General features: G+C 70.2%; 13 protein-coding genes and 1 tRNA gene. 7 read left to right on the forward strand and 7 right to left on the reverse strand.

What is annotated here, in order from left to right; genetic code table 11:
* Positions 1-5: 5 nt before the first annotated feature.
* The 3 genes from G4X40_RS08740 to G4X40_RS08750 all read right to left on the reverse strand — a co-directional run bounded on the left by G4X40_RS08740 (position 6) and on the right by G4X40_RS08750 (position 3,955).
* Entirely contained in the window at positions 6-1,166 is a 1,161-nt protein-coding gene (locus G4X40_RS08740) for a L,D-transpeptidase (RefSeq protein ID WP_277831769.1), read from the reverse strand.
* Positions 1,167-1,350: 184 nt separating this feature from the next.
* A complete protein-coding gene (locus tag G4X40_RS08745) occupies positions 1,351-2,493 on the reverse strand; it encodes a hypothetical protein (RefSeq protein ID WP_277831771.1) in 1,143 nt (380 codons plus the stop codon).
* A 157-nt stretch (positions 2,494-2,650) separates the two neighbouring features.
* Positions 2,651-3,955 carry a hypothetical protein gene (locus G4X40_RS08750; protein ID WP_277831773.1) on the reverse strand — a complete coding sequence of 435 codons (1,305 nt, stop codon included), beginning with the start codon at positions 3,953-3,955 and terminating at the stop codon, positions 2,651-2,653.
* Between the two features lie 154 nt (positions 3,956-4,109).
* On the opposite strand from G4X40_RS08750, the gene G4X40_RS08755 reads away from it, so the two are divergent.
* Positions 4,110-4,646: a YdcF family protein gene (locus tag G4X40_RS08755; protein WP_277831775.1), complete on the forward strand. Its 537-nt coding sequence runs from the start codon at positions 4,110-4,112 to the stop codon at positions 4,644-4,646.
* A 12-nt stretch (positions 4,647-4,658) separates the two neighbouring features.
* On the opposite strand, the gene dcd is transcribed toward G4X40_RS08755, so the two are convergent.
* On the reverse strand, positions 4,659-5,237 hold the full coding sequence (gene dcd, locus G4X40_RS08760; protein ID WP_277831776.1) for a dCTP deaminase: 579 nt from the start codon (positions 5,235-5,237) through the stop codon (positions 4,659-4,661).
* 295 nt (positions 5,238-5,532) lie between these two features.
* Here dcd and G4X40_RS08765 point away from each other — a divergent pair.
* The 3 genes from G4X40_RS08765 to G4X40_RS08775 all read left to right on the forward strand — a co-directional run bounded on the left by G4X40_RS08765 (position 5,533) and on the right by G4X40_RS08775 (position 6,747).
* Positions 5,533-5,603 (forward strand) — tRNA-Gly (locus G4X40_RS08765).
* A gap of 420 nt (positions 5,604-6,023) precedes the next feature.
* Positions 6,024-6,185: a hypothetical protein gene (locus G4X40_RS08770; protein ID WP_277831777.1), complete on the forward strand. Its 162-nt coding sequence runs from the start codon at positions 6,024-6,026 to the stop codon at positions 6,183-6,185.
* Positions 6,186-6,285: 100 nt separating this feature from the next.
* Entirely contained in the window at positions 6,286-6,747 is a 462-nt protein-coding gene (locus tag G4X40_RS08775; protein WP_277831780.1) for a MarR family winged helix-turn-helix transcriptional regulator, read from the forward strand.
* Positions 6,748-6,807: 60 nt separating this feature from the next.
* Here the strand turns inward: G4X40_RS08775 and G4X40_RS08780 are convergent, their stop codons facing one another.
* From G4X40_RS08780 to G4X40_RS08790, 3 genes are all read right to left on the reverse strand, one after another.
* Positions 6,808-7,431, reverse strand: a complete 624-nt coding sequence (locus G4X40_RS08780) for an IMPACT family protein (RefSeq protein WP_277831782.1) — start codon at positions 7,429-7,431, stop codon at positions 6,808-6,810.
* A 71-nt stretch (positions 7,432-7,502) separates the two neighbouring features.
* Complete coding sequence (locus G4X40_RS08785) at positions 7,503-7,988, reverse strand: SRPBCC family protein (RefSeq protein WP_277831784.1); 486 nt, start codon at positions 7,986-7,988, stop codon at positions 7,503-7,505.
* Positions 7,989-7,991: 3 nt separating this feature from the next.
* Positions 7,992-8,348 carry an ArsR/SmtB family transcription factor gene (locus G4X40_RS08790; protein ID WP_277831789.1) on the reverse strand — a complete coding sequence of 119 codons (357 nt, stop codon included), beginning with the start codon at positions 8,346-8,348 and terminating at the stop codon, positions 7,992-7,994.
* A gap of 84 nt (positions 8,349-8,432) precedes the next feature.
* Between G4X40_RS08790 and G4X40_RS08795 the strand changes: the two genes are divergently transcribed.
* From G4X40_RS08795 to G4X40_RS08805, 3 genes are all read left to right on the forward strand, one after another.
* Positions 8,433-9,194, forward strand: a complete 762-nt coding sequence (locus G4X40_RS08795) for an MBL fold metallo-hydrolase (RefSeq protein WP_277831790.1) — start codon at positions 8,433-8,435, stop codon at positions 9,192-9,194.
* A gap of 174 nt (positions 9,195-9,368) precedes the next feature.
* The gene (locus G4X40_RS08800) at positions 9,369-10,931 is read left to right on the forward strand and encodes a glycosyl hydrolase family 79 C-terminal domain-containing protein (protein ID WP_277831792.1); all 1,563 of its coding nucleotides are present in this window, start codon (positions 9,369-9,371) and stop codon (positions 10,929-10,931) included.
* Between the two features lie 93 nt (positions 10,932-11,024).
* Complete coding sequence (locus G4X40_RS08805; protein ID WP_277831794.1) at positions 11,025-12,341, forward strand: class I SAM-dependent methyltransferase; 1,317 nt, start codon at positions 11,025-11,027, stop codon at positions 12,339-12,341.
* The last annotated feature ends 1 nt before the right edge of the window (position 12,342 follow it).

Below are 12,342 nucleotides of genomic sequence, written 5' to 3' on the forward strand. Positions count from 1 at the left end.
CCCGACTAGTTGTCCAGGCCGCCCTGCTGCCACACGTTCCACGGCACCTCCCAGTCGCCGTAGGTGTCCCACACCGGCAGCTTCGGCCCGCCCGAGTTCGTGACCTCGACGACGTCGCCCAGGTTGAAGTGGTCGAAGAACCACTGCGCGTTCTCCGGCGACAGGTTCACGCAGCCGTGCGAGACGTTGCTCTCACCCTGTTCGCCGACCGACCACGGCGCCGAGTGCACATATTCGCCGTCCGCGGAGATCTGCTCGTCGAGGTACACCGTCTCCTTGTAGTAGCCAGGCGCTCCGGCACAGACGCCGTAGCTGCACGAGTCCATCACGACGCTGTTCTGCTTGTCGGAGATGACGTGCGGTCCCTCGTGCGACGGGTGCCCCGGCGAGCCGAGGCTCATCGGCATCTGGTTGACCTGCACCCCGTTGTGGAAGATGGTCAGCTGATCGGTGTTGCCGTCGGCCTTCGCGATCCAGGAGTCGTGGATCTTGTACGTGGCGGTGCGGTCGGTCCGGCCGTACACCCCGCCGCCGAGGTCCACGCCGTAGATGTTCGCGCTGAGGGTGATCGTCGTGCCCGGCTGCCAGTAGTTCTGCGGCCGGTAGTGCACGGTCTTCGCGTCGATCCAGTACCAGGCGCCCGGCTGCGGCGGCACCGACTGCACAGACAGCGCCTTGACCGCGGCCGCGCGGTCGGTCACGTCGTGGTCGAACGAGACGCCGATGATCTGGCCCACGCCCCACGAATCGGTGGCGGTCGGGTCGGGGATGAACGACGGATACGTGGTCACGTCGGGCGCCACCGTGCGCACGGTGGCGTTGGTGTCGATGGTTTTGCCCGAACCGTCCACCGCGTCGGCGACGACAGCGTAGTCGGCGCCGTAGCCGAGCGGCTCGTTCGAGGTCCAGGTGCGCTTGTCCGGTGACAGCGCCCCGGTGACCGTTTTGCCGTCGGCCGGGTTGGTGACCGTGACGGTGCCGAGCGTCGCCGACGTCGCGGTCACCACGATCGGTGTCGTCGGGCTGACCACGTTCCCACCGGCCGGGCTCACCGCGATCGCCGACTGCGGCGGCGCGGCGCCGGCTTCGCCTCCCCCGGACGGGCTGCCGCCGACCGTGCAACCGGTCAGCACGCACAGCGCGACCGCCAGCCATGCCGTGACCACCCCGAACGCCCTGACCCTGACGCGATGCCTGATTCCGGAACTCACCTGTGACGCAGCCTTCCGATCCGTCGAATCCCTCCCCGGCAAGTGTCGTCCCGAAAACGGGTGGGGTTACGCCCAGACCGGCCGTTCCCCATGACCTCACAGACAACCCACAGGGCGGGTTGGGGTGCCGGTCCGGCGGTCAGCGCGGCAGTTTCGGCAGCTGGAGCGGCGGCAACGTCGGCAGCGGCGGCAGTTCGATGCGCGGCAGCGCCGGCAGTTGCAGGCCCGGCCGCGGGGGCGGCGGGGGCGGTGTCGTCGAGGTGGGCTGGTCCGGGGTGGTCGTCGTCGGCGGCGCAGTCGTGGTGGTGGTCGGCGTGGGCCGCGGCTTCTTCGTGGTCGTCGGCGCCGGCTTCACGGTCGGGGCGATGGTGGCCAGGGTCTGCGGCGGTTCCGCCGAGATCGGCGACGTGTGCCCGACCTCCCGCTGGCCGATGATGCCGCTGAACATCAGGATCGCCGACACGGTGCCCGCGGCCAGGAAGCCGGCGGCCATGAGCGCGACGACACCGAATCCCGACGACTGCCGGCGGCCCTTGCGGCGCTCCGGCGCCAGGACCGGGGCGTGAACCTCCTCGAACCACGGGTCCTGCTCGACCGGCGGGGACTCGGGGATCCCGAGCAGCGCGGCACCACGGGCGAGCACCAGTTCGGGTGCGGGCGGGGTCATCACGGGCAGCGGCAGGACCGACTCGAGCCCCTCGCGCAGCCCCGACCAGCTCGCCCCCTCACCGAGCACCACCAGCGCCTGCGGGCGCCACTCGGCGCGGGCGAGAACGTCCGCGATCACCGCGCCGACCGTCTGCCCGCCGTCCCGGTTCATCCGCCGCAGCTGCCCGCCCTGGAGCTGTGCGGCGGCGAGGACCGCGCCGGTGTGCGCGTCGACCGCGCTGACCGACGACGACGAGTAGCCGGCGTGCAGCAGCGCGAAGCTGTCGACGGACTCGAGCCACCCGGTCACCCGCAGATACTCGGTGACCGCCTCGACCACACCGACGATGCGGACGCCGACCATCTCCCGCGCGGCCAGCGCGTCCTCGAGCCCGCGGCGCTGCAGCTCGCTCTGGCAGGCCAGCACGACGGTGCCGACCTCGGGGGTCGCGGCGAGCACCGACTGCAGCGCGCCGACGGCGGCCGCCTCCATGCCGGCGGGCGTGTTGACGCCGGGCACGATGTATTGGGTTTCCAGCGCGCTGGGCAACCATTCGCGCGCGTCGGGGGTGTCCCAGCCCAGCGTCATCCGCACCGCGCCGATGTCCGCCGACGCCCCCAGGATCGCGCTCATGCAGCTCCCTCTTCGTCACGATCACGTGCGCCGGACACGACGGCGCCGAGGACGACGGTCACCTTTCACCCTTGCGCGAACTGATCACGCGGGATGCTACCGCAGCAGCCGATCTTGATTCGGGGGGCTGCGGCGGTGACCGGTGAGGGTGGTGCTGCTACAGCCCGGGCACCCGCGGCAGCTGGATCGGCGGGAGGCCCGGGATGACGATGGCCGGGGGCAACGCCGGGGCGGGCGCCTGCTCGGGCGCCGGGGCCTGTTCGGGCGCCGGTTCGGGCGCGGGGGCAGGCTCCTGCTGGTCCGGGGTGTCGGGCACCGGGGCCGGGGCTGGGGCGGGAACCGGGGCCTGCTGGACCGGCGGCGCGACGGGCTGCTGCTGGACGGGCTGCTGTTGCACCGGGGCCTGATACGTGTCGACCGGCGCCTGCGGGGCGACTGCGGGGCCAGGGGCGGGCGGCGGCGGAGGCGCGGGCGCGACCGGCGGCGGGGGCGGCGCCTCCGACCCGGCCGGGGCGGGTGCCGACGCGGTGGTCGTCGCCCCCGCGGCCTCCGACTTGCTCGACTTGAACACGCCCGACGAGCCCAGCGCGACGACCAGCGCGCCGCCGACGATGCACAGCGCCAGTATCCCGGCGACCGCGGCGGCCGGGCTCGCCCACGGCGGCAGCTTGCGACCGCTGTAGGTCGGGCTGAACTCGGCGGAGGCGATCGGGTCCTCGGCGACCCCGTGCAGCACGGTCGGCGGCGCCAGCAGTGCGGCGCCGCGCGCGGTGAGCATCTCGGGTTCGGACGGGATCACGACCGGCAGCGCCACCTCCCGCTCGATGTCCTCCGCGGCGAGGGGCTCGCCGGTGCCCTCGCCCATCAGCACCACCAGGTCCGGGTCGTGCCCGGCCTCGGCGATCGCCTCTCCGACGACATAGCCGATGCCGGTCAGCGCGTCCGTGTCGTCGACGGCGAGGACGTCCGTCGCCACCGTGTGGGTGGTCGACAGGGGCGCGCCGTCGACCACCGAGACCGCGTCGGCGCGGAACCACCACGGGTCCACGTGGCAGATCACCAGCGACCGCGCGTCGCCGACCTGGTGGGAGGCCGTGAGCGCGCGCAGTGCCGCGACCGTGCTGGGGATGAGGTGATAGCCGATGATGCCCTGCGCGTGCAGCGCGAAGTCGAGCTGCCGGGCCTGCGCCTCGTCGTGATAGGCGACCATCACCACCCCGATGGCGGTCCCGTCGGCGAGCTCGCGGTCGAGCACGTTCCGGATGGTCGCCGCCGCCGCCTCCTCGATGGTGCCGCCCGGGACCTCTTCGATCTCGTCGTCGATGTCGAGCCGCACCGGCGCACCGTTCGGCCCGGTTTGCAGGATGGACGCGGCGGTTCCGGTCACCACCGGGTGCCGCGCACCCGACAGTGCCATCCGCACCGTGTCGCCACTGATCGAGACACCTAACGTCGCGCTCATCCGACCGCCCCACAGACATGAATGATCAACAGGGTCGGGCACATCCGCCGTGCGGGACGTGCCCCTCAGCGTGGGCTGAAGTTTAACGTCGTTGCGCCGACACGGCAGCGTTTGTGCAAGCAACCGCAACCCGGTCGATACCTATGATCGTGCGGTGGCCCGGGTCGTGCGCGTGCTGGTCGTGGTCGTGCTGCTGGTCGCGGCGGTGACTGCGGCCGGCTGGCCGGTGTACGTGGCCCCGCAGCACGACCGGCCCCGGCCGGCCGACGCGATCCTGGTGCTCGGCGGCGCACACGACGGCCGCGAGGAGTTCGGCCTGGACCTCGCGCGGCAGGGCTATGCGCCGCGGGTGCTGCTGTCGAATCCGTACGGTCCGCACTCGAAGCTGATGAACAGGCTGTGCAATGCGCAGTATTCGTTCGAGGTGACGTGCTTCGACCCGTCGCCGCGCACCACGCGGGGCGAGGCGCGGTATCTCGAGGCGCAGGCCCGCGCGCACGGCTGGAACCGGGTGATCGTGGTAACTTTCGCGCCGCACATCTCGCGGGCGCGGTACATCATCGAGCGCTGCTTTCCGGGCGAGCTGATGATGGTCGAGAACCCGACCCGGCACAATGCCTTCTACTGGACGTATATGTATCTGTATCAGACGGTCGGGTACGTCAAGGCCGTGCTGCAGACCGGCTGTTAGCGGACGTCGGTGTTATCGGATGTCGGCGCGCTTGAAGTTCAGGTACGCCTTCGACGGGGTGGGTCCGCGCTGGCCCTGGTACTTGGAGCCGACCTCGGCGCTTCCGTACGGGTGCTCGGCGGCACTGGTCAGCCGCAGCAGGCACAGCTGGCCGATCTTCATGCCCGGCCACAGCGTGATCGGCAGGTTCGCGACATTCGACAGCTCGAGGGTGATGTGCCCCGAGAAGCCCGGGTCGATGAAACCTGCCGTCGAGTGCGTGAGCAGGCCCAACCGGCCCAGGCTCGACTTGCCCTCGAGACGGCCCGCCAGGTCGTCGGGCAGCGTGCAGATCTCCAGCGTCGAGCCGAGCACGAACTCGCCGGGGTGCAGCACGAACGGCTCACCCGGGTCCGGCTCGACCAGGGTGGTCAGCTCGTCCTGCTGCTGCGCCGGGTCGATGTGCGTGTAGCGGGTGTTGTTGAAGACGCGGAACAGCCCGTCGAGCCGCACGTCGACGCTGGACGGCTGCACCATCGCGTCGTCGAACGGCTCGATGCCCAGGCGCCCGGAGGCCAGCGATGAGCGGATGTCGCGATCGGAGAGCAGCACGTGGTGAGGCTATCGCCCTGGTGCCGGCCCGGGGGCGGTCGGGTGGGTGCGCGCTCGCGTGCCGCCGGCTTGTCCCCCGCGGCCTCACACAGCGCCACGCCCCTCCCCCGACCTCGCATGCCGCCAGTGCACCTCACACGACCCCAGCGGCATGCGAAGTGCATGCGCGGCATGCGAAGTGCGCGGGATCGGCCGTTTAGACCCGCCGCGAGCAGGCGCGGCGGCTTGAGCAGGTGCACCGACGCGCACCGACGGTCTGCTACAGTCGGGTCCGCGCTCGGTACGCCGGGCGCACGCCGATGTAGTTCAATGGCAGAACACTAGCTTCCCAAGCTAGGTACGCGGGTTCGATTCCCGTCATCGGCTCAGTCGAAAGCCCTGGTCAGAGCAGTTCTGGCCGGGGCTTTCTGCGTCGATGGAACCATAGACACCTTCGGCGTTTCGGCGAGCGTGTCTGTTGGTCGAATGACAGGTGGAGCCCTGCCCGCCGCGAAACGATCTTGGGCATGAGCGCTTTCCTGCGCTGCTGACCGCGGTGGCGGTGTTGCGGTGGCGCTCTCGCTCGCCTCGTTCAACGGTGTCCCGGACGTCCGTCACCTTCCTGCTGGTCGGGGACCACTACCAGTGGTAGGCGGGAGCGATCGTTCTCATCGTCCCGGTCGGGATCGCAGGGACGATCGCAACCCCGGTGACCGGCCGGCTCGCCGCCGCACAGCAGTCCGTCCTGAACAGAACGTCAACTATGCCTTGGCCCCCGAGATCCGCAACCGGCTGAACTCCGCATTCATGACGGCCTTCTTCCTCGGCGGCGCAGCGGGTTCGGCACTGACAGCCGCCGCCCGGATACGCGGTGGGCGGGCGGGCGTGAGCGCCCTCGGCAGCGCGTTGGCGCTCACGACCTTCGCGGTGTGGGTCGCCGAACGCGCAAGCGCTGCCCGTACCGCCTGAGCCCGCCCGCATCACGGGAACCGGGAACACGAACCGGCCGCTTCCGGTTGGTCCAGACATCTACTGACCCGCACCCGCCCCACCACGAAAGGACAACGACATGACCATGATCGACTACCCCGATCACGTGATCGCCGCCCAGCCCATGGGGTACTGGACCGACCTGGCCGGCCGCACGATCATCGGAGCCATTCGCGCGCAGCTCGCGGTCGAGCAGTTGACCCAGCCGCACTGGTGGATCCTCAACCACGTGAGCGGCTCACCCGGAGTCTGGACCTACACGACGCTCGCCCGGCGGCTCGACGAATTCGCCGAGGCGGGAACCGATCTCGGTGCAGTCGTCGACGATCTGGTCGGCCGCGGATGGCTGCGCGTCGACGAGACCGCAGGCACCCTGACCCTGACGGACGAGGGCGAGGCCGGGCGACTGCGCGCGCACGAGCGCAATGCCACCGCGCACCAGACGATACGAGAGGGCGTGCCGACGGAGGACTACGTCGCGACCGTCAACGTGCTGCGGCGCATGGTCGCCAACCTGGACGGCCGCACGGACCTCCCCTGACCAGGCGCCCACACCAGGAGTACCGACATGGCCACCGCGGTCGACGCCGCACACCGCTGATCACACATCAACCCACCGCACCCCCGCTGCGACCAACTCCCCCGCACCCGCGGTGACCTCGGCGACGAGCGCCCCCAGCTCAACCGGATCCCGCGTGGCGAGGGTCAGCGTGACGACCGCGTCGTAGGAGGTGCCGACGACGGGCACCCCGCGACCGCGCAGGTCGGCCTCCACCCGGCCGGCGCTGTCGTGGCCGACCTCGAGCGTCAGCAGTTCGAGGCGTTCGCGACGGACCATTCCTGCCTCATCGACCACCGCCGCGACCGCACCCGAGTACGCGCGCACCAGCCCGCCGGCGCCGAGTTTGATGCCGCCGAAGTACCGCGTCACGACCACCGCGACACCGACCAGGTCACGGGCGCGCAGCACCTGCAGCATCGGGATACCCGCGGTGCCACCGGGTTCGCCGTCGTCACCCGACCGTTCGGCCCGCTCCGATGGCTCGTCGCCGGTGATGTACGCCCAACAGTGATGTCGCGCATCGGGATACCGGCGTCGCTGCTCGTCGAGGAAGGTCTGCGCGGCGACCGGTCCGTCGACACGTCGCAGCGCGGCGATGAACCGTGAGTGTTTGACCTCGGTCTCGACCACGAAGTCGGGACCCGCAGGCAGCGTGAAGAACATGACCCGATCCTCTCCCGACGGCGGACCCGGAGGAACCTGCCCGCCGTCGGGATCGCCCATCCAAGAGCCGATCAGGCGGCGATCAGATCGTCGATCTGGTTGATCGCCGACGACGCTCCCTCGACCACGCCCATGTCGAGCACCTGCTGCAGCGCCTCTGCCGACTCGTAGGTGCTGACGTAGACCGCCCGGGTGCCGCCGTCGTGTTCGGTGAACGTGTAGACGCTCGTCGACACCGGCATCGCGGGATTCGGCGTGAAATCCTCGTCGGCGAAGCCGTCGACGAAGGAGAAGCTCCTCGGCTCGTCGACCTCGGTGATCTGCCAGTACCCGCAGTACTTCTCGCCCTCCGGCCCGGTCATGAAGTAGTTCATGCGGCCGCCCGGCGTCAGTGCGTGGTCGACGAAGGTCGCCGGGACCATCGGCGGGCCCCAGATCTTCTCGAGTTGGCGCGGGTCGGCGTAGATCTGCCAGATGCGTTCCACCGGAGCGGCGAAGTCGGCGGTGATGGTCAGGGTCAGATTGTCGAGGTCGTGCTGAACGTCGGTCACAGGCATGGTTCAGTCCTCCTGGTTCGATCCCGATCGGCTCGGGTCGGTTGCGATGAGTTCGTCGATGCGTGCGATGCGGCCACGCCAGACCTGTTCGAGTTCGGTGAGCATGGACGCCACCGACCGCACCGCTGCCACGTCCCCGCTGGCCAACTGCTCGCGCCCACTGCGACGTTTGGTGAGCAGACCTGCCTTCTCCAGCACGGCAACGTGCTTCTGCACCGCGGCGAAGCTCATGTCGTACTTCGCCGCGAGCGTGGAGACCGAGCGCTCCCCGGCCAGAACCCGCCGCATGATGTCGCGCCGGGTCCGGTCGGCGAGCGCATGGAACAGGGCGTCCGCCCGGTCCTCATCGTCTCCGTACACGCCCTAAATGTACAACCAATTGGTTGTGCGTTGTCAAGACCCGATGTGGTGAATCCCGCGCAGCGGTACCGCACAATGGCTTCCATGACGACCGTCGAGGAAGTGGCGCCCAACGTGTTCCGCGCGTCCGGAACCGACGTGAACGTGGTGATCCTGCGCGACGGCGGCGACCTGACGCTGATCGACGGCGGCTACCCCGGCGACGTCGCGGCCGTCGAGAACGCCATCCGTTCGCTCGGCCGGCGCCCCGAGGACGTGCGCGCGATGTTGCTCACCCATGCGCACGTCGACCACATGGGCGCGCTCGTCGACTTCCACCGCCGCTTCGGCATCCCGGTGCTGACCGATCCGGTCGAGGTCGCGCACGCCCGCCGCGACTACCTCGAGCAGGCCACGCCCAAGGATTTCCTGCCGATGCTGCACCGTCGCGGGGTGCTGCCCTGGCTGCTGCGCATCGCCCGAGTGGGCGCGACGAAGTCGGTGTCCGTCGACGACGCGGTCGCGTTCACCGACGGGGTCCCACTCGACGTGCCGGGGGCACCGGTCCCGGTGCCGACACACGGGCACACGTCCGGGCACAGCGCCTTCCACCTGCCCCAGCACGGTGTCCTCGTCACCGGCGACGCGCTGATCACCGCGCATCCGCTGTCGAAAATCCGAGGGCCGCAACTGCTTCCGGAGGTGTTCGACCACGGCCACGGCGACACCCTCGGGGCGCTCGAGAACCTGGCGGTGCTCGACGCCGGCACCATCGTGCCCGGCCACGGCCCCACCGCGTTCCTGCCGATCGCCGACGCCGTGGAGAAGGCACAGACGCAGACGCGCGACCACAGGCATGGACACTGAGCGGTCTGCGCGCCGACCTCCCCACCCCAGTCCCCAGATCAGCGACAGCGCCGCGGAACAACCAGTGGTCCGGGATGAACCGACACGCGCCCGTTCTCCGGCATTGCGCACGTCGGACAACGTTTGGCGCGAGTAAGTTGCTGAACGAGTTCGTCGTCATCGAGGAGGCATCACGTGAAGCGTTCGACGCGAATCTGTCGCACGACCATCCTGGGACTGTGTGCGGCACTGCCGGTCTCGATGGCTCTGGCGACCACCTCGGCCGCGGCCGACGCGCCGGACACCGTCACCGTCAGAGTCGACGCGAATGCACCCGGCCGGGTCATCCCCCGCAACTTCCTCGGCCTGTCGTTCGAGGCCAACCAGCTGCACAGCCCGTGGACCGATCCGTCCAAGGGCAACGTCTCGGCGCTGCTGCACAACCTGGGTGACGGCAACCTGCGATTCAGCGCGAACCAGGTCGACAACAGCGCCTGGATGCCCGACCCCGCCAAGCCCGCACCGGCGTGGGCCAAGGGGCAGATCATCACCCCCGACGACCTCACCCGCGTCGGCGACCTCGCCAAGTCCACCGGGTGGAGCATCGACCTGGGCGTGAACCTCAAGCACTTCGATCCCGCATCCGCTGCCAATCAGGTCGCCGCCGCCCAGCAGCGCATCGGCAACTCGCTGCGTTCGATCCAGATCGGCAACGAACCCAACGTCTACCTGGTGTCGAACGACCCGAAGACCGGCCTGCCCCGCCCCTACACCCCGCAGGCCTACGTCTCCGACGCCCGCGCCTACCGGCAGGCGATCCACGCGGCGGACCCGACCGTTCCGGTCGCCGGTCCCGACACCGCCGGCGGCGCGGTCGGCAATCCGCAGATCGACTCCGTGCTGCAGAACGCCGTCACCCCCTGGCTCGACGCCTACACCGCCGCGTTCGGATCGAAGGGCGGATTCCTCAACCAGCACTACTACCCCTACGTCAACACCGAACGGCTCGCGCAGCGGGTCGGATCGTCCTCGGGCAGCGCCGATCTCGTCGGCGGTATGCCGACGATCAGCGGGCTGCTGTCGCGGGCGACCGCCGACAAGCAGACCACCTTCATCCGCTCCCTCGTCGCGACGGCCGACCGGGCCGGCATGCAGCCGCGGCTGTCGGAAACCAATTCGATTGCCGCCGAGGGGCTTCCCGGCGTCACCAACTCATTCGGCGGAGCGCTGTGGACCGTCGACTACCTGCTGACCGCGGCCCGGGAGGGCATTGCCGGCGCCGATCTGCACACCCAGATCGACGACTGCGGGAGTTACTCGCTGATCTGCTTCCCCGACACCGCCGCCCAGCGCACCGGCGCTCTGCAGGCGAACCCCAACTACTACGGCGCACTGCTGGTCAGCCGACTGGCCGGGGGCGCGATCCTGCCGGTCACGGTGCAGTCCGGCAAGGCGAACGTCACGGCCTTCGCGGTGCGGATGCCCGACGGCACGGTGAAGGTCGCGGTCGACGACAAGGACCGCGCGTTCCACGGCACTGTCGACGTCGAGATCGTCGGCGGCAACGGCAGGTCCGCGTCGGTCGAACGACTGACGGCGGCCGCGCCCGAGGCGACCACCGGCACCGAGTTCGCCGGCGCCACGGTCGGCGCGGACGGATCGTTCACGCCGCGGTCGTCCGAGCAGGCCACCGCCACGGACGGGCACTACCGGCTGAACGTCGGCGCACCCAGCGCGGTCCTGCTCTCGACCCACTGAGCCCGGCGCGCTGCACTCCGCCGGTGTCGCCCCTGTCACACCCTTCGGCTAGTTTTTTGTTGTCAAGCCGAACGACCGAAGGGGCCCACCGCGATGACCCTCAACGCGCCACGCACGGCGAACAACGCCGGCGCCGGCACCAAGCTGACGTTGGCGCAGGTCATCGAGGCCTTCTCCGACGGGCACCTGCCGGTGCGCTTCACCGCCTACGACGGCAGCGCCACCGGTCCGGCCGATGCCCCGGTGGGCCTGCACCTGGGGACCCCACGCGCCGTCAGCTACCTGGCGACCGCGCCCGGCGAGCTCGGCCTGGCCCGCGCCTACATCTCCGGTGACATCGAGGCCACGGGGGTGCGCCCGGGAGATCCGTATCCGCTGCTCAAGGCGATGATCGAGAAGCGCAACTTCCGCCGTCCGCCGATCGGTGTGCTGGCCGGCGTGGTCCGCTCGCTGGGCCCCGGCGTGCTGCGCCCGGTCGCGCCGCCGCCGCAGGAGGCACGGCCTACGTGGCGCCGCATCGCGGCGGGACTGCGCCACTCGAAACTGCGCGACGCCAACGCGATCCACCACCACTACGACGTGTCCGGCGACTTCTACCGGCTGATGCTGGGCCCGTCGATGACGTACACGTGCGCGGTCTACCCCACCGCCGACGCCTCGCTCGAGGAGGCGCAGGAAGAGAAGCACCGGCTGGTGTTCGACAAACTGGGCCTGCAGCCCGGCGACCGCCTGCTCGACATCGGGTGCGGCTGGGGCACCATGGTCCGCTATGCGGCCCGCCGCGGCGTCCGGGTGCTGGGGGTGACGCTGGCCGCCGAGCAGGCCACGTGGGCGCAGCGCGCCATCGAGGACGAGGGGCTCGGCGATCTGGCGCAGGTCCGGTTCTCCGACTACCGCGACGTCCCCGAATCCGGATTCGACGCGATCTCCTCGATGGGCATGACCGAGCACATCGGAATCGGCCAGTACCCCACCTATTTCGGGTTCTTCCACGACAAGCTGCGCCCGGGCGGGCGCATGCTCAACCACTGTGTGACGCGCCCGGTCAACAACGCCCGCCGCCGCGGGCAGGCTCTGATGGACCGCTACCTGTTCCCCGACGGCGAACTGACCGGCTCGGGCCGGATCATCACCGAGGTGCAGAACGCCGGCCTCGAGGTGCTGCACGAGGAGAACCTGCGCCCGCACTACGCGATGACGCTGCGCGACTGGGCCGAGAATCTCGCCGGCAACTGGGATGCCGCGGTCGACGAGGTCGGCGAGGGTACCGCGCGGGTGTGGAGCCTCATGCTCGCCGGTGGCCGGCTCGGCTTCGACCGCAATCACGTCCAGTTGCACCAAGTGCTGGCGGTCAGGCCGCACGACGACGGCAGCACCGGGCTGCCGCTCGGCCAGTGGTGGCGACGCTAGG

This window comes from Speluncibacter jeojiensis (genome assembly GCF_029589495.1).
Classification (GTDB): Bacteria; Actinomycetota; Actinomycetes; order Mycobacteriales; family Mycobacteriaceae; genus Speluncibacter; species Speluncibacter jeojiensis.

Coding starts and splice junctions, on each gene's coding strand:
- G4X40_RS08805 (WP_277831794.1), top strand. CDS start 11,025: ATGACCCTCAACGCGCCACGCACGGCGAACAACGCCGGCGCCGGCACC.
- G4X40_RS08780 (WP_277831782.1), bottom strand. CDS start 7,431: ATGTTCTTCACGCTGCCTGCGGGTCCCGACTTCGTGGTCGAGACCGAG.
- G4X40_RS08785 (WP_277831784.1), bottom strand. CDS start 7,988: ATGCCTGTGACCGACGTTCAGCACGACCTCGACAATCTGACCCTGACC.
- G4X40_RS08750 (WP_277831773.1), bottom strand. CDS start 3,955: ATGAGCGCGACGTTAGGTGTCTCGATCAGTGGCGACACGGTGCGGATG.
- G4X40_RS08775 (WP_277831780.1), top strand. CDS start 6,286: ATGACCATGATCGACTACCCCGATCACGTGATCGCCGCCCAGCCCATG.
- G4X40_RS08795 (WP_277831790.1), top strand. CDS start 8,433: ATGACGACCGTCGAGGAAGTGGCGCCCAACGTGTTCCGCGCGTCCGGA.
- G4X40_RS08770 (WP_277831777.1), top strand. CDS start 6,024: ATGACGGCCTTCTTCCTCGGCGGCGCAGCGGGTTCGGCACTGACAGCC.
- G4X40_RS08745 (WP_277831771.1), bottom strand. CDS start 2,493: ATGAGCGCGATCCTGGGGGCGTCGGCGGACATCGGCGCGGTGCGGATG.